19 protein-coding genes and 1 riboswitch are annotated in these 22,181 nt (G+C 71.6%); of the genes, 10 read left to right on the top strand and 9 right to left on the bottom strand.

What is annotated here, in order from left to right; all coding sequences use genetic code 11:
• Positions 1 to 27 precede the first annotated feature (27 nt).
• The 4 genes from ACIPTO_RS38390 (at position 28) to ACIPTO_RS38375 (ending at position 3,887) form a co-directional block, all read left to right on the top strand.
• Positions 28 to 765, top strand: a complete 738-nt coding sequence (locus ACIPTO_RS38390; RefSeq protein WP_366322142.1) for a MerR family transcriptional regulator — start codon at positions 28 to 30, stop codon at positions 763 to 765.
• A gap of 86 nt (positions 766 to 851) precedes the next feature.
• On the top strand, positions 852 to 1,325 hold the full coding sequence (locus ACIPTO_RS38385; protein ID WP_006123076.1) for a bifunctional nuclease family protein: 474 nt from the start codon (positions 852 to 854) through the stop codon (positions 1,323 to 1,325).
• Positions 1,326 to 1,541: 216 nt separating this feature from the next.
• A complete protein-coding gene (locus tag ACIPTO_RS38380; protein WP_366322140.1) occupies positions 1,542 to 2,186 on the top strand; it encodes a MerR family transcriptional regulator in 645 nt (214 codons plus the stop codon).
• A gap of 57 nt (positions 2,187 to 2,243) precedes the next feature.
• Complete coding sequence (locus ACIPTO_RS38375; RefSeq protein WP_401199773.1) at positions 2,244 to 3,887, top strand: DNA polymerase IV; 1,644 nt, start codon at positions 2,244 to 2,246, stop codon at positions 3,885 to 3,887.
• Here ACIPTO_RS38375 and ACIPTO_RS38370 read toward each other — a convergent pair.
• Entirely contained in the window at positions 3,809 to 4,180 is a 372-nt protein-coding gene (locus ACIPTO_RS38370) for a PRC-barrel domain-containing protein (RefSeq protein ID WP_366322138.1), read from the bottom strand. The two genes, ACIPTO_RS38375 and ACIPTO_RS38370, sit on opposite strands and share 79 nt — an antisense overlap.
• Before the next feature lie 114 nt (positions 4,181 to 4,294).
• A riboswitch (glycine riboswitch) is annotated at positions 4,295 to 4,390 on the top strand.
• Between the two features lie 181 nt (positions 4,391 to 4,571).
• On the opposite strand from ACIPTO_RS38370, the gene gcvP reads away from it, so the two are divergent.
• Positions 4,572 to 7,457, top strand: a complete 2,886-nt coding sequence (gene gcvP, locus ACIPTO_RS38365; protein ID WP_401199771.1) for an aminomethyl-transferring glycine dehydrogenase — start codon at positions 4,572 to 4,574, stop codon at positions 7,455 to 7,457.
• 93 nt (positions 7,458 to 7,550) lie between these two features.
• Here gcvP and ACIPTO_RS38360 read toward each other — a convergent pair whose 3' ends face one another.
• Genes ACIPTO_RS38360 through modA form a run of 3 tightly spaced genes read right to left on the bottom strand, consistent with a single transcriptional unit; the run spans position 7,551 to position 10,355 of the window.
• Positions 7,551 to 8,630, bottom strand: coding sequence for an ABC transporter ATP-binding protein (locus ACIPTO_RS38360; protein WP_401199769.1), 1,080 nt, complete (start codon positions 8,628 to 8,630; stop codon positions 7,551 to 7,553).
• 49 nt (positions 8,631 to 8,679) lie between these two features.
• Entirely contained in the window at positions 8,680 to 9,537 is an 858-nt protein-coding gene (gene modB, locus ACIPTO_RS38355; protein WP_366322132.1) for a molybdate ABC transporter permease subunit, read from the bottom strand.
• Entirely contained in the window at positions 9,534 to 10,355 is an 822-nt protein-coding gene (gene modA / locus ACIPTO_RS38350) for a molybdate ABC transporter substrate-binding protein (RefSeq protein WP_366322130.1), read from the bottom strand. The genes modB and modA overlap by 4 nt, the downstream gene beginning before the upstream one ends.
• A 205-nt stretch (positions 10,356 to 10,560) precedes the next feature.
• Between modA and ACIPTO_RS38345 the strand changes: the two genes are divergently transcribed.
• Positions 10,561 to 11,049: a molybdopterin-dependent oxidoreductase gene (locus tag ACIPTO_RS38345; protein WP_401199766.1), complete on the top strand. Its 489-nt coding sequence runs from the start codon at positions 10,561 to 10,563 to the stop codon at positions 11,047 to 11,049.
• Here ACIPTO_RS38345 and ACIPTO_RS38340 read toward each other — a convergent pair.
• Both ACIPTO_RS38340 and ACIPTO_RS38335 read right to left on the bottom strand, forming a co-directional pair.
• Complete coding sequence (locus ACIPTO_RS38340) at positions 10,964 to 13,705, bottom strand: molybdopterin-dependent oxidoreductase (protein ID WP_401199764.1); 2,742 nt, start codon at positions 13,703 to 13,705, stop codon at positions 10,964 to 10,966. The two genes, ACIPTO_RS38345 and ACIPTO_RS38340, sit on opposite strands and share 86 nt — an antisense overlap.
• On the bottom strand, positions 13,702 to 14,523 hold the full coding sequence (locus tag ACIPTO_RS38335; RefSeq protein ID WP_366322124.1) for an FAD binding domain-containing protein: 822 nt from the start codon (positions 14,521 to 14,523) through the stop codon (positions 13,702 to 13,704). Before ACIPTO_RS38335 ends, ACIPTO_RS38340 begins: the two co-directional genes overlap by 4 nt.
• Before the next feature lie 180 nt (positions 14,524 to 14,703).
• On the opposite strand from ACIPTO_RS38335, the gene ACIPTO_RS38330 reads away from it, so the two are divergent.
• The 3 genes from ACIPTO_RS38330 to ACIPTO_RS38320 all read left to right on the top strand — a co-directional run bounded on the left by ACIPTO_RS38330 (position 14,704) and on the right by ACIPTO_RS38320 (position 18,409).
• The gene (locus ACIPTO_RS38330; RefSeq protein WP_401199762.1) at positions 14,704 to 16,185 is read left to right on the top strand and encodes a helix-turn-helix domain-containing protein; all 1,482 of its coding nucleotides are present in this window, start codon (positions 14,704 to 14,706) and stop codon (positions 16,183 to 16,185) included.
• Positions 16,186 to 16,211: 26 nt separating this feature from the next.
• Positions 16,212 to 17,147 carry a LysR substrate-binding domain-containing protein gene (locus ACIPTO_RS38325; protein WP_401199760.1) on the top strand — a complete coding sequence of 312 codons (936 nt, stop codon included), beginning with the start codon at positions 16,212 to 16,214 and terminating at the stop codon, positions 17,145 to 17,147.
• A 101-nt stretch (positions 17,148 to 17,248) separates the two neighbouring features.
• Positions 17,249 to 18,409, top strand: a complete 1,161-nt coding sequence (locus ACIPTO_RS38320) for an NAD-dependent formate dehydrogenase (protein ID WP_366322118.1) — start codon at positions 17,249 to 17,251, stop codon at positions 18,407 to 18,409.
• Positions 18,410 to 18,439: 30 nt separating this feature from the next.
• Here the strand turns inward: ACIPTO_RS38320 and ACIPTO_RS38315 are convergent, their stop codons facing one another.
• Positions 18,440 to 18,835 (bottom strand): helix-turn-helix transcriptional regulator, encoded by a 396-nt coding sequence (locus ACIPTO_RS38315; RefSeq protein WP_366322116.1) that lies wholly within the window; start codon positions 18,833 to 18,835, stop codon positions 18,440 to 18,442.
• A 98-nt stretch (positions 18,836 to 18,933) separates the two neighbouring features.
• Here ACIPTO_RS38315 and ACIPTO_RS38310 point away from each other — a divergent pair, with 98 nt between their 5' ends.
• Positions 18,934 to 19,524, top strand: coding sequence for a DUF1707 domain-containing protein (locus ACIPTO_RS38310; RefSeq protein WP_366322114.1), 591 nt, complete (start codon positions 18,934 to 18,936; stop codon positions 19,522 to 19,524).
• On the opposite strand, the gene ACIPTO_RS38305 is transcribed toward ACIPTO_RS38310, so the two are convergent.
• Together ACIPTO_RS38305 and ACIPTO_RS38300 are read right to left on the bottom strand one after the other, a co-directional pair.
• The gene (locus ACIPTO_RS38305) at positions 19,502 to 20,023 is read right to left on the bottom strand and encodes a hypothetical protein (protein ID WP_401199757.1); all 522 of its coding nucleotides are present in this window, start codon (positions 20,021 to 20,023) and stop codon (positions 19,502 to 19,504) included. The two genes, ACIPTO_RS38310 and ACIPTO_RS38305, sit on opposite strands and share 23 nt — an antisense overlap.
• A 165-nt stretch (positions 20,024 to 20,188) precedes the next feature.
• Positions 20,189 to 22,144, bottom strand: coding sequence for an APC family permease (locus tag ACIPTO_RS38300; protein WP_401199755.1), 1,956 nt, complete (start codon positions 22,142 to 22,144; stop codon positions 20,189 to 20,191).
• Positions 22,145 to 22,181 lie beyond the last annotated feature (37 nt).

Below are 22,181 nucleotides of genomic sequence, written 5' to 3'. Positions count from 1 at the left end.
GTCCGGGGGATTCCCCCAGGAAGGTCCATGCTTCAAACACCGAGCGGCGGTGCCGGACACGGTACCGCCGCCACGGACACTGGCCTGATGAGCATCGGCACGGTGCTGACCGTGCTGCGTGATGAGTTCCCCGAGGTCACCATCTCCAAGATCCGGTTCCTGGAGTCGGAGGGCCTCATCGAGCCGCAGCGGACCCCGTCCGGGTACCGCAAGTTCAGCCCCGCCGACGTCGAGCGCCTGGGCCATGTCCTGCGGATGCAGCGGGACCACTATCTGCCGCTCAAGGTGATCCGTGAGCACCTCGACGCCATGGCGCGCGGTGAGGCGGCGCCGCTGCCCACCGTGGGGCGGCAGCGGGACGGCGAGGTCGTCCTGGAGCCCGTGGAAGGGCCCACCGCGGCCCGGATCGGCAGGTCCGAGCTGATGGCCGCCGCCGGGATCGGCGAGCAGGAGCTCGAGGAGTGGGAGTCGTACGGGCTCATCGCCCCGCTGCCGGACGGGGTGTACGACGCGGAGGCCGTCACCGTGGCGGGACTTGTCCTCGAACTCGGGCGGTTCGGGATCGAGCCGCGGCATCTGCGCGCGATGAAGGCCGCCGCCGACCGTGAGGCCGGACTCGTCGACCAGGTGGTGGCCCCGCTCAAGCGCCACCGCAATCCGCAGACCAGGGCCCACGCGGAGGCCCGTACGAAGGAGCTGGCCGGGCTCACGGTGAAGCTGCACGCGGCGCTCGTGCAGACCGCGCTCGGTGTGCGCCTGCCCTGAGCCGGACGGCCTCCGCGGCTGCCTGATCGGTCACCCGTTCTCGGCCCGACTACCCAAACGTCCCGGGCACGGCCTAGGGTTGCTGTGTGAACGAGCTCGATGTCGTAGGTGTCCGGGTCGAAATGCCCTCCAACCAACCGATCGTGCTCCTGCGTGAAGTGGGAGGCGACCGCTACCTCCCCATCTGGATCGGGCCCGGGGAGGCGACGGCGATCGCCTTCGCGCAGCAGGGCATGGCCCCCGCACGACCGCTGACCCACGACCTGTTCAAGGACGTGCTGGAGGCCGTCGGCCAGGAGCTGACCGAAGTACGCATCACGGATCTGCGGGAGGGCGTCTTCTACGCGGAGCTGGTCTTCGCCAGCGGCGTCGAGGTGAGCGCCCGCCCGTCCGACGCCATAGCGCTCGCCCTGCGCACCGGGACGCCGATCTACGGCAGCGACGGTGTGCTCGACGACGCGGGCATCGCGATCCCGGACGAGCAGGAGGACGAGGTGGAGAAGTTCCGCGAGTTCCTCGACCAGATCTCCCCCGAGGACTTCGGCACCAACAGCCAGTGAGGGTGCGGGCAGGCGCGAAAATGCTGGCATTTGCCACCGGCGTGTGAGTGCGTCCTGCGGCCCTCCGCGAGCGCATTCGGCTAGCCTTTCCCCGCGGTGGGACACGGGAAACCACTCCTTGGGTGATTATCACTCGGCGTGCCGAGTGTGGCGATCGTTGACGCACCCCTGGTGACTGCCTACCGTCGAGAAGGCAGGTCAAGGACGGAGGTCGGCGTGAGAAGCAGCGGCGACGGTACGGCTGGGGGTGCCCCGGAACGCAGTTTCGGGGACAGAGGCCCGTACCCGCTTCACGGCAGTGCGGCCGATCGCGTTCCGCAGCGGCCGGCGGCAGTGCCGAGCAGCGGAGGGGCGGCGTCCATGGCGTCCGAGGAGATCGGCTACCGGGGCCCCACGGCCTGTGCGGCGGCCGGCATCACCTACCGGCAACTGGACTACTGGGCGCGCACCGGGCTCGTCGAGCCCAGCGTGCGGCCCGCGCACGGGTCGGGGACGCAGCGGCTCTACAGCTTCCGGGACGTCGTCGTCCTGAAGATCGTCAAGCGGTTCCTGGACACGGGGGTGTCGCTGCAGAACATCCGCAGCGCCGTCCTGCACCTCAGGGAGTGCGGCTTCCGCGATCTGGAGCGCATGACGCTGATGAGCGACGGCGCCACGGTCTACGAGTGCACCTCGCCGGACGAGGTCCACGCGCTGCTCCAGGGCGGCCAGGGCGTCTTCGGCATCGCCGTGGGAGTCGTGTGGCGGGACGTCGAGACCGCCCTGTCGCAGCTGCACGGGGAGCGGGTCGACACCGGCGAGACGCTCGTCGGGTCCAACCCCGCGGACGAGCTGGCCAGGCGGCGCAACCGGGCCGTCTGAGGGCCCTGCGGGAGCCGTGGCGGGGCATTGTCAGTGGCGTAGGGCAGCATCGGAGATGTGAGAACCGCGCCCACGATCCTGCATCTCGACATGGATGCCTTCTTCGCCTCGGCGGAGCAGGCGTCCAAACCGAGTCTGCGCGGGAAGGCCGTCGTCGTGGGCGGGCTCGGGCCGCGCGGGGTGGTGGCCACCGCGTCGTACGAGGCGCGGGTCTTCGGGGTGAACTCGGCGATGCCCATGGCCCAGGCGCGGCGGCTCGCGCCGAACGCCGCGTACCTCGTGCCGCGCTTCGGGTTCTACCGGTCGATCAGCGACCAGGTGATGGGGCTGCTGCGGGCGCTGTCGCCGCTGGTGGAGCCGCTCAGCCTGGACGAGGCGTTCGTGGACCTGGAGGCCGGGGGAGCGGCCTGGGACGCCGAGTCCGCGCGGCTGACGGGGGCACGGCTGCGGGCGGACATACGGGCGGTCACGGGGCTCACCGGCTCGGTGGGACTCGCCGCCTCCAAGATGATCGCGAAGATCGCCTCCGAGCGGGCCAAGCCCGACGGGCTGGTGATGATCGAGCCGGGGACCGAGCGGACGCTGCTGGGACCGCTGTCGGTGCGCACGCTGCCTGGGGTCGGCCCGGCGACGGGCGATCATCTGCGGCGGGCCGGGATCACCACGGTCGACGACATCGCGGAGGCGGGCGACGACGAGCTCGTACGGCTGCTGGGCAAGGCGCACGGGCACGCGCTGTACGCGATGGCGCTGGCCCACGACGAGCGGCCCGTGGTGGCCGAGCGGGAGACCAAGTCGGTGTCGGTCGAGGACACGTACGACGTGGACATCCACGACCGGACCCGGGTCGGCCTAGAGGTGCAGCGGCTCGCGGACCGGTGCGTACGCCGGCTGAGAGCGGCCGGGCTGTCCGGGCGGACCATCGTGCTGAAGGTGCGGCGCTACGACTTCTCGACGCTGACGCGTTCCGAGACGCTGCGCGGTCCCACCGACGACCCTGCGGTGGTGCGGGAGGCGGCGGCCCGGCTGCTGGACTCCGTGGACACCACGGGCGGAGTGCGCCTGCTCGGGGTCGGCGTCTCCGGGCTCGCCGACTACACGCAGGAGGACCTGTTCGCGCAGGCGGCCGGGGAGCAGGTCGATCTGCTGGAGGAGGAGCACACGGAGGCGCCGGGCGAGGAGCCCGCGGTCCCCGTGGAGCGGCGCTGGCCCGCCGGACACGACGTGCGGCACGCCGGGTTCGGGCACGGGTGGGTGCAGGGCAGCGGGCTGGGGCGGGTCACCGTGCGGTTCGAGACGCCGGAGGATGCTGGGCCGGGGAGGGTGCGGACATTCCGGACCGATGATCCGGAGCTGGAGCCGGCGGAGCCGTTGCCGTTGGTGAAGCGGGAGCGGGAGCGGGAGATGGAGGGGGCGGCGGCCGTGTCCGTGTCGGCGCCGTATCCCTCGGAGGCGCGCGTAACCGGCGCAGGGTCTGCCGAGGTGCCTTCCTCGGAGGAGTCCGGTCCCGGTGTTCCCCGGGCCGAGCCGCTGTCCGCCGACGCACGGCTCACCGGTGTCGTGCCGGACGGCCCGACGCGCTCGACGGCGCCGGACCTGCATGCCCCGTCCGCCGGGCCGACTCAGCTGTCGTCAGAGCCCGCCAGCCTGCCGAAGTCGTGGTCCGGGAGGGACGGCGGCGGGGCCACGTCCAGGCCGTAGTGGTGGTAGAGCTGGAGTTCCTGGTCGGGGGAGAGGTGGCGGCCGACGCCGAAGTCGGGGGCGTCCTTGATCAGGGAGCGCTCGAAGGGGATGTGGAGGCTGCCCTCGATCAGTTCGCTGGGCTCCAGGGGGACGAAGGCGTCCCTGGAGAACAGGCCGGTGCGTATGGCCGCCCACTCCGGTACGCCGGTCGCGTCGTCGAGGTAGACCTCGTCGATCGTGCCGATCTTGGCACCGGTGCGGTCGAACGCCTTGCGGCCGATCAGGTTGCGCGGATCGATATCGGTCTGCACGGGCCCTCCTCCTGGTCGCAACTCATCCGTAGACACTACAAAAGAGCACATTCGGGCCTGTGGCCACTCGAAAGCCGGGCTCCAGTGCTCGCTGGTAGGCTGGCCAGCGGCTGCTGACCCCGTGCGGGAGAGTCCTCCAGACTTCATCGGAGGCGCCGAAGGAGCAACTCCTCCCCGGAATCTCTCAGGCCCACGTACCGCACGGACGAGGTCACTCTGGAAAGCAGGGCGGGTGCCGGCGACGGCTTCCGCTCTCACCGACGGTGAAAGCCGGGTGCCCTCGGGATGCCCGGTGAAGCTCTCAGGTTGAGATGACAGAGGGGGAGGCCGTCCGGGCACCCCACCGCCGTGGTGTCCCTCGAAGGTCGTGTCTGACCAGGAGGCCTCCGTAATGACCGCCCCTCGCATTCCGCTCTCCGAGCTCGAACAGGGCATTCCGTTCGAGCAGCGTCACATCGGGCCCGACCAGGAGGCGCGGGCCAAGATGCTCGCGCAGGTCGGCTACGGCTCGCTCGACGAGCTCACCGCCGCCGCGGTCCCGGACGTGATCAAGAACGCCGACTCCCTCGACCTGCCGGGCGCCCGCACCGAGGCCGAGGTGCTGGCCGAACTGCGCTCCCTCGCGGACCGCAACGAGGTCCTCGGTTCCATGATCGGGCTCGGGTACTACGGGACCTTCACCCCGCCGGTGATCCTGCGGAACGTGATGGAGAACCCGGCCTGGTACACGGCGTACACGCCGTATCAGCCGGAGATCTCCCAGGGGCGGCTCGAAGCGCTCCTCAACTTCCAGACGATGGTCGCCGATCTGACCGGGCTGCCGACCTCCGGTGCCTCCCTGCTCGACGAGGGCACGGCCGCGGCCGAGGCCGTCGCCCTGTCGCGGCGCATGGGCAATAACAAGAAGGGCCTCTTCCTGGTCGACGCGGACGCGCTGCCGCAGACCATCGCCGTGATCGAGACCCGTGCCGAGCCGGCCGGCGTCGAGGTCGTCGTCGCCGATCTCAGCGAGGGCATCCCGGCCGAGCTGGCCGAGCGCGAGATCAACGGCGTGCTCGTCCAGTACCCGGGCGCCTCCGGAGCCGTACGCGACATCGAGCCGCTGATCGAGCAGGCGCACGCGCGCGGCGCGCTCGTCACCGTCGCCGCCGATCTGCTGGCGCTGACCCTGCTGAAGTCGCCCGGTGAGCTGGGCGCGGACATCGCGGTCGGTACGACGCAGCGGTTCGGGGTCCCGATGGGCTTCGGCGGGCCGCACGCCGGATACATGGCCGTGCACGAGAAGTTCGCGCGCAGCCTGCCCGGCCGGCTCGTCGGCGTCTCCGTCGACGTCGACGGACACAAGGCCTACCGCCTCGCCCTGCAGACCCGCGAGCAGCACATCCGCCGTGAGAAGGCCACCAGCAACATCTGTACCGCCCAGGTGCTGCTCGCCGTCATGGCCGGCATGTACGCCGTCTACCACGGCCCCGAGGGGCTGAAGGGCATCGCGCGGCGGACGCACCGCTACGCCACGATCCTCGCCGCCGGTCTCACCGCGGGCGGCGTCGAGGTCGTGCACGGCGCCTACTTCGACACGCTGACCGTACGGGTTCCGGGCCGGGCCGCCGAGGTCGTCGCCGCCGCTCGCCAGGACGGGGTCAACCTGCGTCTCGTGGACGCCGACCAGGTGTCCATCGCCTGTGACGAGACCACCACGCGGGACCAACTGGCCGCCGTATGGACCGCGTTCGGGGTCGACGGAGACGTCGATACGCTGGACGGGACCGCCGGGGACACCCTGCCCGAGGGGCTGCTGCGGACCGACGCCTACCTCGCGCACCCCGTGTTCCGGGACCACCGCTCCGAGACCGCGATGCTGCGGTACCTGCGGCGGCTCGCCGACCGGGACTACGCGCTCGACCGGGGCATGATCCCGCTGGGCTCCTGCACGATGAAGCTCAACGCGACCACCGAGATGGAGCCGGTCACCTGGCCCGAGTTCGGGCAGCTGCACCCGTTCGCGCCCGCAGAGCAGGCGCAGGGATACCTCACGCTCATCCGGGAGCTGGAGGAGCGGCTCGCCGAGGTCACCGGCTACGACAAGGTGTCCCTGCAGCCGAATGCCGGTTCGCAGGGCGAGCTGGCGGGGCTGCTCGCCGTGCGCGGGTATCACCGGGCCAACGGCGACGCTCAGCGGACCGTGTGCCTGATCCCTTCGTCCGCGCACGGCACCAATGCCGCGAGTGCCGTGATGGCCGGGATGAAGGTCGTCGTCGTGAAGACCGCCGAGGACGGCGAGATCGACGTCGAGGACCTGCGGGCGAAGATCGAGCAGTACCGCGACGAGCTGTCCGTGCTGATGATCACGTACCCCTCCACGCACGGCGTGTTCGAGGAGCACGTCGCCGACATCTGCGCGCAGGTCCACGAGGCCGGCGGGCAGGTCTACGTCGACGGCGCCAACCTCAACGCCCTGGTGGGGCTCGCCAAGCCGGGGCACTTCGGCGGTGACGTCTCCCACCTGAACCTGCACAAGACGTTCTGCATTCCGCACGGTGGTGGCGGCCCGGGTGTCGGCCCGGTGGGCGTGCGGGCGCATCTGGCGCCGTATCTGCCGAACCACCCGCTGCAGCCCGCGGCCGGGCCGGAGACGGGGGTCGGGCCGATCTCGGCGGCGCCCTGGGGCTCCGCCGGCATCCTGCCCATCTCCTGGGCCTACGTCCGGCTCATGGGCGGCGAAGGGCTGAAGCGGGCCACCCAGGTGGCTGTCCTCAGCGCCAACTACATCGCCAAGCGGCTGGAGCCGCACTTCCCGGTGCTCTACACCGGGCCCGGCGGCCTTGTCGCGCACGAGTGCATCATCGATCTGCGGCCGATCAGCAAGGCGACCGGGGTCAGTGTCGACGACATCGCGAAGCGGCTCATCGACTACGGCTTCCACGCGCCGACCATGTCGTTCCCGGTGGCCGGGACGCTGATGATCGAGCCGACCGAGTCCGAGGACCTGATCGAGCTGGACCGGTTCTGCGAGGCGATGATCGCCATCCGCGGGGAGATCGAGAAGGTCGGGGCGGGGGAGTGGCCCGGCGAGGACAACCCGCTGCGCAACGCCCCGCACACCGCGGCGGCCCTCGGCGGGGAGTGGAAGCACGCGTACACGCGTGAGGAGGCCGTCTTCCCGGCCGGGGTCTCCGCCGCCGACAAGTACTGGCCGCCGGTTCGCCGGATCGACCAGGCCTTCGGGGACCGGAACCTGGTGTGCTCGTGCCCGCCGTTGGACGCCTACGAGGACTGAGCGCGGCGCTTGCGGGTCGGGTGTCGGGCGCGGGTGCGCTGTGGCTGGTCGCGCAGTTCCCCGCGCCCCTTTGGGGCGCTGCGTTTCTCTGGTTCAGGCCGGATACGCGTGGGTCTGGGTCGCCTTGACCGTTGCCCAGACCGGCGCGCCCTCGTGGAGGTCCAGTTCCGCCGCTGCGGCTGTGGTCAGGTCGGCGGTCAGGGGGAGTTCGCCGGTCAGGTCGGCACGGATCTGGTCGCCGTGGGATTCCAGGCCCGCCACCTCGCAGTGCCAGAGGTTGCGGGCGCTGGTGTCGGTGGGGCGGGTGCGGAAGAGGGTGACTCCGCTGGGCGGGAAGGCCACGAAGGCCTCGCCCTGGAGTTCCTCGGTCGTGGTGATCGTGGGGCCCGTGTCCAGGGTGACCGTGTGGCCGTCCGCCCGGCCCTTGTAGAGGTTGAGGCCCACCAGTTGGGCGATGTAGTCCGTGCGCGGGTGGCGGGCGATGTCGGCGGGGGCGCCCTCCTGGACGACCGTGCCCCGCTCGATCACGACCAGGCGGTCGGCCAGCACCATGGCGTCCAGGGGGTCGTGCGTGACCAGGACCGCCACCGCCTCGAACTCGGCCAGATGACGGCGGAGTTGGGCCCGTACGTCCAGGCGGGTGCGGGCGTCCAGCGCGGCCAGGGGCTCGTCCAGCAGGAGCAGCCGCGGGCGGGTCGCCAACGCCCGTGCCACGGCCACGCGTTGGGCCTGGCCGCCGGAGAGTCTGCGGGGCTTGGCCCCCGCGTGCTCGGCCAGCCCCATCCGGTCCAGCCACTCGGCGGCCACCGCGCGGGACTCCGCCTTGGTCGCGCCCTGGCAGCGGGGGCCGAAGCCGACGTTGTCCAGCGCGGTGAGGTGCGGGAACAGCAGGTAGTCCTGGAAGACGACTCCGACCGGGCGGGACTCCGGCGGTGTGCGGTCCAACGCGGTGCCGTCCAGCCGTAGATGACCGTCCGTCAGGCGGACCAGGCCCGCGAGTGCGCGGAGCGCGGTGGTCTTGCCCGCGCCGTTCGGGCCGAGCAGGGCCACGACGTCCCCGGGGGCGGCCGTCAGCTCCACGTCCAGGCGGAACGTGCCGCGGTCCACGACGAGGTGAGCGTCCAGGCCCTGGGCGTCGGCGAGTTCGGGGTCGTAGGGCTTGGTGTCGGTCATGAAGGGCGTGTCCAGGGGGCCGAAGTGCGGGCGGTCGTGGGGGAGTCGGTCATGACGTGGTCATCCAGCGGTCCCGCAGCCCTGCGAGGACCGCGATCGACACGGCCAGGAGGACCAGGCTCAGGGCGATGGCCGCCTCGGGGTCGTTCTGGAGGGCCAGGTAGACCGCCAGGGGCATGGTCTGGGTGCGGCCGGGGAAGTTGCCGGCGAAGGTGATCGTCGCGCCGAACTCGCCCAGGGCGCGGGCCCAGGCGAGGACCGCGCCCGCCGCGATGCCCGGGGCGATCAGGGGCAGTGTGACCCGGCGGAACGCGGTGAAGCGGGAGGCACCGAGGGTCTGGGCCGCCTCCTCGTAGCGGGGGTCCGCGGCGCGCAGGGTGCCCTCGACGCTGATGACCAGGAACGGCATCGCCACGAACGCCTCCGCGACCACGACGCCGGTCGTGGTGAAGGGGAGGGTGATGCCGAACCAGGAGTCCAGCCACTGGCCCACGACGCCGTTGCGGCCCAGCGCCAACAGCAGCGCCACGCCTCCCACCACCGGGGGCAGGACCAGCGGGAGTGTCACCAGGGCGCGGAGGAAGCCGCGGCCGGGGAACTCCGTGCGGGCCAGGACCCAGGCCAGCGGGACGCCCAGGACCAGGCTCACGACCGTCGCCGCCGTCGCGCTGAACAGGGACAGCTGGAGCGCCTGCCACACCTGTGTGCTGGTCAGCTGGGCGGGGAGCGACCGCCAAGGGGCCCGTACGAGAAGGGCGAGCAGGGGGAGGAGGAGAAACGCCAGTCCTACCAGCGCGGGCAGCAGGAGGGGGAGCGGGACACCGCGGCCGGTCATCCGGACACGGCGACGCCGCGGCCCGCCCTTGAGGGTCTCGGCCGCGGCGTCGGAGAGGTCGGGCTGGGTCACGGCTTGAGGAAGCCCGCGGCGGACAGCACCTTCTGGCCCTCGGCGGACTGCACCAGCGCGATGAACGCCTTGGCGGCGACCGCGTTCGGCGCGTTCTTCAGCAGGACGATCGGGTAGTCGTTGATGGCGTTGGAGGACTCGGGGAACTCCACGCCCTCCACCTTGCTGCCGGCCGCGTGCACATCGGTCTTGTAGACGACCGCCGCGTCGGCCTCCTTCAGCACCACCTTGTTGAGCGCCGACTTGACGTCCGCCTCGTACGACACCGGGGTGAGCTTCAGCTTGCTGGCGGTGAGCGCCTTCTGGGCCGCCGCGCCGCACGGCACGGTCTTGTCGCAGAGCACGACCTTCAGCGAGGACTTCGTGAGGTCCTTGAGAGAGGTCACCTTGTCGGGGTTGCCCGGCAGGGTGGCGATCTCCAGCTGGTTGCGGACGAACGTGGCCGGCGTGCCGACGCCGTCGCCCTTGTCCGTCACGATCGCCATGGTCTTGGGACTCGCGGCGGCGAACACGTCGGCCGGGGCGCCGCCCGTGATGCTGGCCGCGAGGGTGTCGCTGCCGCCGAAGTTGAAGGCCACCTTGGTGCCCGGGTTCGCCTTCTCGAACTCCTTGCCCAGGGTCGTGAACGACTCCTGGAGCGAGGCGGCGGCGAACACGGTGACGGTGCCGGACATCTTCGGGGACGCGGAGGCCGAGGAGTCGGACTTCGAGGAGGACGAGTCGTCGCTGGAGGAGCAGGCGCTCAGGGCCAGCAGCGCGGCGGCTCCCGCCCCGGCCACCTGCAGGGTCCGGCGGGTCCGACGCGCGGAACGGGTCATCACGGTTCTACTCCTCTGGTTCTGCTGATAAGGGATCGTCGCGCCCTTGCCCGGCCGCAACGGCCGTGCCGCGATGATACTGCCGCATTTGCAAGGCATAAGTCTCCTGTCGCATCGCATGAGCTGCGCTATTGGCTCGCGGGGCGCGCATGTGCGTTTGTACGGGAGTGCCGTCCGGGTACCACATTCCGGGAGGTGATGGCTCGTGACGCTCGCGCAGCTCGACCTGACCGGGGACCTGGCCCGCCCCGCCCGGCTGACCGTGCCCGATCTGCTCGGCTGGCCGCAGCACCGGGTGCGGGTCAGCTTCGAGTGCGCCACCAGCGGCACCCAGGTCCACCGCTTCGAAGGACCTCGCCTCTACGACGTGCTGTCCTCGGCGGGCCCCGGCTTCGACCCCGTCCGCCGCAAGGACCGGCTGCGCTTCCTCATCGCGGTCCGCGGTGCGGACGGGCACCACGCGCTGCTGTCCTGGGCCGAGATCGACCCCGACTTCGCTCATGCCCCTGTTCTGCTCGCCGTGGGCATCGACGACACCCCGCTCGACCGAGCCGGGCCGCAACTGGTGCTGCCGCAGGACCGTTGCGGGGCCCGGCACATCAGCGGGATCAGGGCGATCCGGGTGGACGGGGGGTACGGGACGATTCCGCCAGTGCCCGCCACACCCGGTCTCGGGTCAGCGGAAGTTCGGTGAAGCGGAGCCCGGTCGCGTCCCGCAGCGCGTTGGCGAAGGCGGGCGCGACCGGGTTGAAGGGGCTCTCGCTCATCGACTTGGCGCCCAACGGGCCGATGGCGTCGGCCGTTTCCATGAAGTGGACCTCGGTGCGCGGCACGTCCGCGTACTGGGGGAGCCGGTAGCGCCGGAAGGCCGCCGTCTCCACCGCGCCCCGCTCGTCGACCCGGACGTTCTCGAAGAGGGTCGCGCCGAGCGCCTGGGCGACCCCGCCCTCCACCTGCCCCCGGCACTGCATCGGGTTCATCACCTTGCCCGCGTCGGCCGCGTGCACACTGCGCAGGATGCGGATCTCGCCCGTGTCCGGGTCCACGGCGACCCTGAACCACTGCGCGTTGAAGGCCACCGAGCGCGGTGTCCCGCCGAAGTGCCCGTCGGCGCTGAACTCCACCCCGACCGCCGCACCCGCCGCGTGCAGCTCCTTCAGGGTGAGCCGCCCGCCCGGATGCAGTACGGCCTCCTCGGCCAACGCGCAGTCGGATCGCGGGAGTCGGAGATGCGCGGCGGCGAAGTCGAGCAGGTGGTCGGCCAGGGCCCGGGCGGCGCGCAGGGTGGCCTTGCCCGCCACGACCGTGCCCGTGGAGGCGAACGCGCCCGTGTCGTGCCGTACGACGTCGGTGTCGGACTGGCGGACGGTGATGCGGTCGACGGTGGTGGCGAGTTCGCCGGCGGCGATCTGGCGGTGGACCGTGGTGGTGCCGTTGCCGAACTCCGCCGTGCCCACGGCGAGATCGAAGCCGCCGTCGGGGAGGAGGCTCGCCCTCGCGTCGGCGATGTGGCCGCCGGGCGGGCCGGTCGCGATCATCGCCAGGGCCGTGCCCTCGCCCACCAGCCAGCCGTCCGGGGCGAGTTGGGCCACCGGCTCCGCCTGGGCGCGGCGGACGACGGCGAGGCACTGGTCGAGGCCGTAGCTCGCGATGTGCAGGTCCTCCTCCTCGCCGCCCGGGGTGATCATCGGCTCGCCGGGGCCGATGATGTTCTTCGCCTTGAACTCCAGCGGGTCCAGGCCGAGTTGGCGGGCCAGCTCGTCGAGGGCGGACTCCACGGCGAACATCACCTGGCCGAGGCCGTAGCCCCGGAAGGCGCCCGCCGGGACGGTGTGCGTGTAGACGGAGAAGGCGTCGACCTTCTTGTGCGGGGCACGGTAGACGGCCATCGACTCGCCGACGCTGTGGAACATGACGGCGGGGCCGTGGTTGCCGTAGGCGCCGGTGTTGGAGACGACTCGCAGTTGGAGGGCGGTGAGCCGGCCGTCGCGGCGGGCGCCCGCCTTCACGTGGATCGTGAAGGGGTGGCGGGTGGTCGCGCCGTAGAACTGTTCGGCCCGGGTGTACTCCAGTTTCACCGGGCGGCGCAGGCGGAGGACCGCGAGGGCGACGATGTCCTCGACGAGCATCTCCTGCTTGCCGCCGAAGCCGCCGCCGACCCGGCCGGCGACGACACGGACCTGTTCCTCAGGCAGGTCGTAGAGCGCGCAGAGGGCGCGGCGGGTGAGGAACGGGGTCTGTGAACTGGTACGCACCGTCAGCCTGTCGTCCTCGTCGAACCACGCGACCGCGCCGTGCGTCTCCAGGCTGGCGTGCTGGACGCGCTGGGTGCGGTAGGTGGCCTCGTGGACGGCGTCGGCCTCGGCGAAGCCCGTCTCCACGCTGCCGATCTCGCCGTGCGCCTCGCCCACGACGTTGTCCTGCGGGCGCGAGATCCGCGCCGTGGCCGCGTCCTTGTCGTGCACGACCGGGGCGCCGGGGCGCATCGCCGCCTCCGGGTCGAGGACCGACGGCAGGATCTCGTACGTCACCTCCACGCGTCGGCAGCCCTCCTCGGCGGCGGCCTCGCTGTCGGCGACGACGGCGGCGACACGCTGGCCGATGTGGCGGACGGTGTCGTCCAGGACGCGGGTGTCGTCCGGGTCCTCGGTGGGGTGTTCGTGGCGGGCCGTGGAGAAGTGGCGTTCCGGGGCGTCGTGGTGGGTGAACACGGCCTGCACGCCCGGGACATGAAGGGCTGCCGTGGTGTCGATCGCGGTGATGCGGGCGTGGGCGTGCGGGGACCGCAGGAGCTTCATGTGGAGCAGGCCGGGGACGTCGACGTCGAAGGTGTAGCGGGCGGTGCCGGTGACCACCTGGGGTCCGGCCGGGGCGGGCAGGTTGCGGCCCACCGCCTCGCCCGCTCCCGGTGCCTCGGCGTGGCAGACGCCCCGCACCGCGTCCTCGATGGCGCGGTAGCCGGTGCAGCGGCACAGGTTGCCCTTGAACGCCCTGGGGAGGTCGGTGAGCTGGTCCTCGTCCAGGGCGGCCGTCGTCATCAGGAAGCCGGCCGTGCAGAAGCCGCACTGGAAGCCCTGGGCGTCGAGGAACTTCCGCTGGACGGGGTGGAGTTCACCGTTCTCGGCGGCCAGGCCCTCGACCGTGGTGACGGTACGGCCGTCGGCGCGGAACGCCGGGTAGAGGCAGCTGTGCACCGGCTCGCCGTCGACGTGGACCGTGCAGGCGCCGCAGTCGCCCGCGTCGCAGCCCTTCTTCACGCCGAACCAGCCGCGCTCCCGGAGGTAGGTGCGCAGACACTGGCCCGGGCGGGGTTCCTCGGCGAAGGACCGGCCGTTGACCTCGATCTTCATGCGGCTGTCTCTCCCAGCTCCCGGCGGATCTCCTCCGCGTACCGGAACGTCATGTGCGCCCGCCACTCGGGGAGGCCGTGGATGTCGTCGAACCACTCGTCGTCGGCGACGGCGGAGGTGATCGCTTCCCGCAGCCGCTCGGCCGTCGGGGGCAGCGGGAACCACAGGCGGAACGGGCGGACCGTCGACGCGGTGATCGTCAGCGCGAGCGAGCCGTCGAGCGGGTCCAGGGTGCCGACGACCAGGACCCCGGAGCGGCCGAGGCCGTAGAGCGAGGCCTGACGGAAGGCCGTGCGGCAGGCCAGGGCGCGGGTCGGGACGGTGACCGAGCGCAGGAGTTCTCCGTCGGCGAGGTCCTTGCGGCCCGCCCCGGTCACGAAGTCGGCGACGCGGACCCGGCGCCGTACGCCGTCCTGGGCCAGGAGCAGGCATTCGGCGTCCAGGGCGGCGGTGAGGGAGATCATCGGGCCCGCGGGCAGGGCGTTGCAGAGGTTGCCGCCGACCGTCGCCATGTTCCAGATCTTGAAGGAGGCGAGGAAGGCACGGCAGCACTGTTCGACGAGCGGCGCCGCAGTGGCCTCCAACCGCTTCCCGAAACGCGAGAGTTGGGCGATCGTGCAGGTCGCGGCGATCTCCAGGGAACCGTCCGGGTGGCGCTCGACGGGCGTCCAGCCGGTGCGGCTCAGGTCCACCAGGCGGCGCAGCTGCGGCTGCGGCTCGGAGAAGAGATACGTGCCGCCGCCGAGCCAGGCGTCGCCCGGCCGCCAGGGTGCCGGCTGCCGGGCGTCGAGGATCTCGGCCACCGTGTTCAGGTCCATGACCGCCAGTGAAGCAACGCCGACCCGGTCGGGACGACTGGTTCACAGCACGGAAACGCCGATGTTCCACGGCGAGACCCTGGAGGATCAACCAAGAGGCGTTTCGGCCGATTGGTCTTGCACTTACCATGCAATCACTCGCAATCACCTGGCGAATGCGAGATGCGAGGAGCCGGAACCATGCACGTCGAACACCTTCTTCAGGACGAGTCCCTCGGCCTGCGGCTGCTGTGGGCCGAGGACACCCAGCTGGCCCGGGAGATCAGCGGAGTGACCGTGACCGACCTGGAGGACCCCGCCCGCTTCGTACGGCGGGACGAGGTGGTGCTCACCGGGCTCGTGTGGTGGTCCGCCGAGGACGGGCCCGGGCGGGCCGAGCGGTTCGTGTCCGCGCTGCGCGGTGCGGGGGCCGCCGCGCTGCTCGCGGGGGAGGAGACGCACGGCTCGGTGCCGGACGACCTCGTCGAGGCGTGCGTGCGGCACGGGGTGCCGGTGGCCGCCGTACCGGCGCACATCATGTTCCGCGCGATCACCGACACCGTGTACCTCGGGCGCTGGGGCGAGCTGAGCCGCCGGCACACCCTGCCGGAGCACGTGCGGGGGCGGCTGAGCCGCATGGCCGCCCAGGGCGCGGGACCCGAGGCGATCGTCGCGACCGCCTTCGCACACCTGGAGCGGGCCGTCGCCTACGTCCTCACGCCCTCCGGCCGGACGGTCGCGGCGACACCGGGTGCTCGGGAGATACCCGTCGGGAAGGCGGCCGGTCTGCTGGCGGAGGCAGTGCCCGTCGACGCCGACGGGGTCTCGCCGTACGAGCGGTGGCACCTCTGCCTGCCCGACCCCGACGACGCGCCGCCGCGCATGGTGCACGAGCTGGCCGCGGTGCTGGGGCGCTGCCAGGAGGCGCGGGTGCGGGCGCGGGCCGAAGAGCGGCAGACAGCCGACGAGTTGGGAGCACTCCTCCTCGCACCGGGTGCCGACGCCGGAGCCGTGGCCGCGGCGGTACGGGCCTGCGGGCTGCCGGACGGGGGGCCGTACCGGGTGCTCGTCGCGGAGACCGGGGCACAGCGGACCGGTCTGGCGGAGGGCGCGTTGGCCGAGGTGGTCGCCCACGCGGGGCAGGGCGCCGTCGGGCGGCTGGCGGACGGCACCGCCTTCGCGGTCCTGGGCGGGGCCGAGACCGGGGAGCTGCGGGACATCTGGCCGCTGGTCGCCGCCGCCGAGCCCGGAGTGCCCCTGCACGGCGGCACCGGTGCCCCCGTCGACGGCGCCAAGGCACTCAACGGGGCCCTCGCGGAAGCGCGTTACGGTCTCGCGTCGGCGCGGAGCACCGCCGGCCCCGGCGGCTCCGCGCTCGCCGACGCCTCGGCACTCACGGGACTCGACGCGCTGCTCACCGGGGTCCCGGCGGAGGTCCGTACCGCCTTCAGCCGCAGCGTGCTCGGTGAACTGCGGTCCAACGCCGTCCTGTTGGAGACCCTGGAGACCTTCCTCGCCCGCGACGGCTCCTGGGCGCGGACGGCCGAGGCACTCCATCTGCACGTCAACACCGTCCACTACCGCATCGGCCGCATCGAGCACTTCACCGGCCGCGACCTCTCCCGCCTCTACGACCGCCTCGACCTGTGGGCGGCCCTGTTGTGCCGGACGGAGAGCGCCTAACCTGCACGTTCCAGGGGAGGTGAGGCATGCTGCTGCGTCAGCTGGAGTATCTGGTCGCGCTCGCCCGTGAACGGCACTTCGCGCGCGCCGCGGCGGCCTGCTATGTCTCGCAGCCCTCGCTGTCGGCCGCGATCCGGCGCCTGGAGCACGAGTTGGACGTGCCGATCGTGCGGCGCGGCCGACGGTACGAGGGACTGACCCCGGAGGGCGAGGTCGTGCTCGCCTGGGCGCACCGCATCCTGGCCGAACAGGACGCGCTGCACCAGGAGTTGTCCGCGCTGCGGGGCGGCCTGACCGGCACGCTGCGCCTCGGGGTGGTACCGACCGCACTGCCCGCCGCGTCCCTGCTCACCACCCCGTTCTGCGAACGGCACCCCCGGGCCCGGGTCGCCCTGGAGTCCCTCGCCTCCGTCGACATCACCCACGGGCTCGCCGAGTTCGAGCTCGACGCGGCGATGACCTACCTCGACGACGACACGCTCCGCAACGTCCGCCGCTACCCGCTCTACGAAGAGCGGTACGTCCTGCTGACACCGGTCGACGGACCGCTCGGCGGTGCCACCAGCGCGAGTTGGGCCCAGGCGGCCACACTTCCGCTCTGCCTCCTCAACTCACGGATGCGCAACCGCCGCATCATCGACGAGTGTTTCGCCGCCGAGGGCGCGACGGCCGCCCCCGCCGTCGAGTCGGACAGCGTCGCAGGGCTCTACACCCTGCTGCCGGGCGGCCGTTGGTCGAGCGTGATCTCGCACGCCTGGCTGCGCATGTTCGACGTACCGGAGGGGATGCGGGTCGTCCCGCTGAACGGGCCCGCGCACGGCCCCCGGGTCGGACTGGTCGTCACCCGCAGCGAACCCCAGTCGGTGCTCGCGGAGGCCCTGCTGAAGGTGGCCAGAGGGGCCGGCGTACGGGACGCGCTCGACGAACTCCTGCACACCTACCTGGGCGGCAGCCGCTCATAGACGCGGGCTATCCGGGCATAGCAACGTTCGCTTTGACCGCGGCGATTGACCCCGAGGATCGTGAAGCGCACCTTCCGACAACGGAGTTGAGGAGCCGCGACATGGCCAAGGTTCTCTGTGTCCTGTACGACGACCCCACCGACGGATACCCGACCTCGTACGCCCGCGACGACCTGCCCGTGATCGACCACTACCCGGGCGGCCAGACCACCCCCACCCCCGAGGCGGTCGACTTCACCCCCGGTCACCTCCTCGGCAGTGTCTCCGGCGAACTCGGCCTGCGCGCCTACCTGGAGGCGGCCGGGCACACCCTCGTCGTCACCTCCGACAAGGACGGCGAGGGCTCCGTGTTCGACCGTGAACTGGTCGACGCCGACGTCGTGATCTCGCAGCCGTTCTGGCCCGCCTACCTCACCCCGGAGCGGATCGCCGCCGCGAAGAACCTCAAACTGGCGGTCACCGCCGGCATCGGCTCCGACCACGTCGACCTCGACTCGGCGGTCTCGCACGGTGTCACGGTCGCGGAGGTGACGTACTCCAACAGCATCAGCGTCGCCGAGCACGTGGTGATGATGACGCTGTCCCTCGTGCGCAACTACCTGCCCTCCCACCAGGTGGTGCTCGACGGCGGCTGGAACATCGCGGACTGCGTGGCCCGTTCGTACGACCTCGAAGGCATGCACGTCGGGACCGTCGCCGCCGGGCGGATCGGACTCGCGGTGCTGCGGCGGCTCGCGCCCTTCGACGTCAAGCTGCACTACACCGACCGGCACCGGCTTTCCCAGGACGTGGAGCGGGAGTTGGGGCTGACCTGGCACGAGAGCGCCGAGGACATGGTGCCGCACTGCGACGTCGTCACGATCAACGCGCCGCTGCACCCCGAGACGGAGGGGCTGTTCGGCGACAAACTGCTCGAACGGATGAAGCGCGGCGCGTACCTCATCAACACCGCGCGGGCGAAGATCGTCGACCGGGACGCGGTCGACCGGGCCCTGCGCGGCGGGCAGTTGGCGGGGTACGCCGGCGACGTGTGGTTCCCGCAGCCCGCTCCGGCGGACCACCCGTGGCGCACCATGCCGCACCACGGGATGACCCCCCACATCTCGGGCTCGTCGCTGTCGGCGCAGGCCCGGTACGCGGCGGGCACCCGGGAGATCCTGGAGGCGTTCTTCGCGGGACGGCCGATCCGGGACGAGTATCTGATCGTGGACGGCGGGGCGCTGGCGGGCACCGGCGCCCACTCCTACTCGGTCACCAAGTGACCCGGTGACGGTCCGGGGCCGCCGCCCGCCTCACACGCGGTCGATGTGCACGTTCGTCGACTTCACGCGGGCGGTGGCCTCCATGCCGACCTCCAGGCCGAGTTCCTCCACGGCCTCGCGGGTCAGCAGGGAGACCAGACGGTGCGGTCCCGCCTGGATCTCCACCTGGGCCGCCACGTCGCCGAGCTTGATCGCGGTGACGATGCCGGGGAACGCGTTGCGCACCGAGGTGTACGCCGTGTCCTCCTCGACGCCGCCCGCCTTGGCCAGCGCCACGGAGAACGCGGCCAGGTCGACGCCGTTGATGAGCCGGCGCCCGCCCTCGTCGCGGTGGGTCGTCACCCGGCCCGCGTCCGCCCACCGGCGCGCGGTGTCCGGACTCACGCCGAGCAGCCGCGCCGCCTGGCCGATTGTGTAGGACTGCATAGGCGTCACCCTAGGGCCAGAAACGACAGGCGGTGGACGGGGGGCCGCCCCTGGGGTATAACGCGATATAGCGTCAGTCCGTCGATCGGGGTGAGGGTATGTCGGGTGAGCTGATGGGCACGACCGGGTTGCGGGCCTCGCACGCGGACCGGGACCGCGTCGTGGACGTGCTGACCGGTGCGGCCGGCGACGGACGGCTGACCGCCGAGGAACTCGACGAACGGGTCGGGGCCGCGTTGTCCGCCCGCACGATGGGGGAACTGGCGCTCCTCACGGCCGACCTGCCCGCGGACGCGGGCCCGGCCCCCGTCGAGGCGAAGGACGTCGTCCGCATCGAGCAGAGCGGCGGGTCCACGCGGCGCGCCGACGGCTGGGTGGTGCCCGGCCGGCTGGAGATCCGGTCCCGCCTCGGCGATGTGACCCTCGACTTCACCCAGGCCGTGATCACCCGCAGCACCCTCCACATCGACCTCGACATGCATCTCGGTGAGCTACGGCTGCTGCTCCCGCCCGGCATCGTGGTGGACACCGACTCCCTGGTGCTCCACTACAGCAAGGTCAAGACCCGTGGACCGGACGACTCCGGGGCGCCGGTCGAGCTGCGGATCGAGGTCGCCGGGAACCTGGGCTTCGGGAAGGTCAAGGTGCGCCGGACGCGGCGCGCGGTCAGGAAATCCCCGACGCCCTGAGCACCGACCGCGCGGTCTCGTCGTCGATGAGACGGCCCAGGTGACGCAGGACATCGGTGCCCTGGAGCAGGGTGCCGCGCTCCATCGAGCGCCGCATGCCCGTGTCGAGCTCGTGCCAGAGCAGGGGGTTGGCGACCAGGACCCGGGGGTCGAGTTCGAGCCACTGTCCGTCGGTGTCCCGCAGGAGCAGGCGCGCGGAGACGTCGCCGTACTGCCGTACGACGGTCAGCGCGTCCGTGTGCACCGTGCGCCGCAGCAGCGGGCTGTCCACGGTGAGCCAGCCGGGGCCCGCGGTGACGCGGTGCGGGAGCAGGACGGCGAAGAGCACGACCGACAGCGCGAACCACAGCAGCGCGCGGGTCGGGGTGAGGGTTCCGGCTTCCTCGTCGACCAGCACGGTCATGACGAGGAAGCCGAGAGCGCAGCCCGTCGCCAGCCGGGCGTCGCCACGCCAGTGACGGTCGCCGGCCGGGTCCGGTGGGAGGGTGCTGTGCCGCATGAGGCCGACCGTAGGCCGCCCCGAGCGCGGTGCGCGGGCCGCTGACGGGGCTCTTACACACCGGCACCTGATTTTGTCGTGGCTCTTACGCTGACGTCCGCACCGGCCGCACTCAAGCGGCGGCCGGTGCGGGGTGCCGGTGCGGGTGCGGGCGCGGTGTGCCGGTCAGCCGGTGTGCACGCGCGGGCGTCGGGTGCGGTCCGGTTCCGCCTCGCGGAGGACCTCCCGGGTGACCGGGGCGACCTCGCCCTGGCCGAAGAGGAAGAAGCGGAGGAAGTTGGCGAAGGGGTTGCCCTCGGTCCACTCGAAGTAGATGTGCGGGATGCGGCCCGTCGAGTCCCGGACGGTGAGCATCAGCGCGGCCAGGGCGTTGGGGATCGACGACGACTCCAGGGTCAGCACCCGGTAGCGGCCGTGCAGGACCTCGCCGCGCACCGTCAGGCCGGTCTCGAACTCGGAGGCGTCGAGGACCGTCACCTCGACGAACACGAAGTCCTCACCCGGGATGTCGTTGTCGTTGCGGATCTGTTCGATCTTCTCGCGGTACTCGGCCTTGTCGCGGCGGTCGGGCTCGTTGGCGACGAAGCGGATCTTCCGGCTGGCCATGTCACGAATGAATCGTTCCGCCATGGGGTCCAACTGCACGCTCGTCACGCGGAGTTCGAAGGCGCGGGCCAGCCGGGACAGCAGGGAGACCAGGATGATGCCCGCGATGAAGCAGGCGCCGATCTTCACGCCGTCGGGGCGTTCGATGACGTTCACGACGGTGACGTAGAGGAGGACCGCGGAGACGATGCCGAAGACGACGGTCCAGTTGCGCTGCCGGGCGCGGCGGGCCGCGATGGTCACCGCGATGGCGGCGGAGGACATGAGGACGAGGACGCCGGTGGCGTAGGCGCCGCCCTGCGCGTCGACGTTGGCGTCGAAGATCCAGGTGACCAGGAACGCGATCAGGGTGAAGACGATCACCATCGGGCGGACCGCGCGGGCCCAGTGCGGGGCCATGCCGTAGCGGGGGAGGTAGCGCGGCATCAGGTTCAGCAGGCCGGCCATCGCGGAGGCGCCGGCGAACCACAGGATCGCGATGGTCGAGAGGTCGTAGACCGTGCCGAAGCCGTTGCCCAGGTACTCGTGTGCCAGGTAGGCCAGCGCGCGGCCGTTGGCCTGGCCGCCCGCCTTGAACTCGTCCTCCGGGATCAGCACCGTGGTGATGAAGCTGGTCGCGATCAGGAACACGCTCATGATGAGTGCGGCGGTCGTCAGCAGCTTCTTGGTGTCGCGGATCCGGCCCCTGGGGTTGTCGCGGGTGTCGTCCGGGTCGCCCTCGACGTGCGGCATGACGGCGACGCCGGTCTCGAAGCCGGAGAGGCCCAGCGCCAGCTTCGGGAAGACCAGCAGGGAGACGCCGATCATCGCGAAGACGTTGCCGTGCTCGGTTGTCAGGGCGCTGCTCCAGTCGGTGACCACGTGGCCGTGGGTGACCACGTGCCACAGGCCGACGATCACGACGACGACGTTCAGGCCGAGGTAGACGGCGACCAGGTACACGGCGACGCCGATCGCCTCCAGGAAGCCCTTGAGGAACACCGCGCCGAGCAGGGCGACCAGGATGAGCGTGATCAGCATCTGCTTGTCGTGCAGGACGCTCGTCAGATGCGGGTTCTCCACGAGGTGGGTGGAGGCGTCCGCCGCGGACAGGGTGATGGTGATGAGGAAGTCCGTCGCCGCGAACCCGAGCAGGGTCAGGACGAACAGCTTGCCCTTCCAGAACGACAGCAGCCGTTCCAGCATCGCGATGGAGCCCTCGCCGTGCGGGCTCTCCTCGGCGACGCGGCGGTACACGGGGAGGGCGCCGGCGAGGGTGATGACCACGAGCACGATCGTCGCCACGGGGGAGAGCAGGCCCGCGGCGAGGGCCGCGATGCCCGGCTGGTAGCCGAGGGTCGAGAAGTAGTCGACGCCGGTCAGGCACATCACCCGCCACCAGCGCTGGCCCTGGTGGGCGTGGTGCGGGGGTTCCGGTGCGGTCTGCGCGACCTGGTGGCCGCCCTTGCCCATGTCGGCCAGGCCCTCCAGCATCCAGGCGCGCAGGCGACTGGGAGGGTGTTCGGTCGTGACCATCGGCGTGCTCCTGAGGTGCGGGTCAGCGTGTGGGCGT

Source organism: Streptomyces sp. NPDC090083 (assembly GCF_044747445.1).
Classification (GTDB): domain Bacteria; phylum Actinomycetota; class Actinomycetes; order Streptomycetales; family Streptomycetaceae; genus Streptomyces.
The sequence above is the reverse complement of the archived record's forward strand: the minus strand, read 5'-3'. Positions and strand labels throughout refer to the sequence as shown.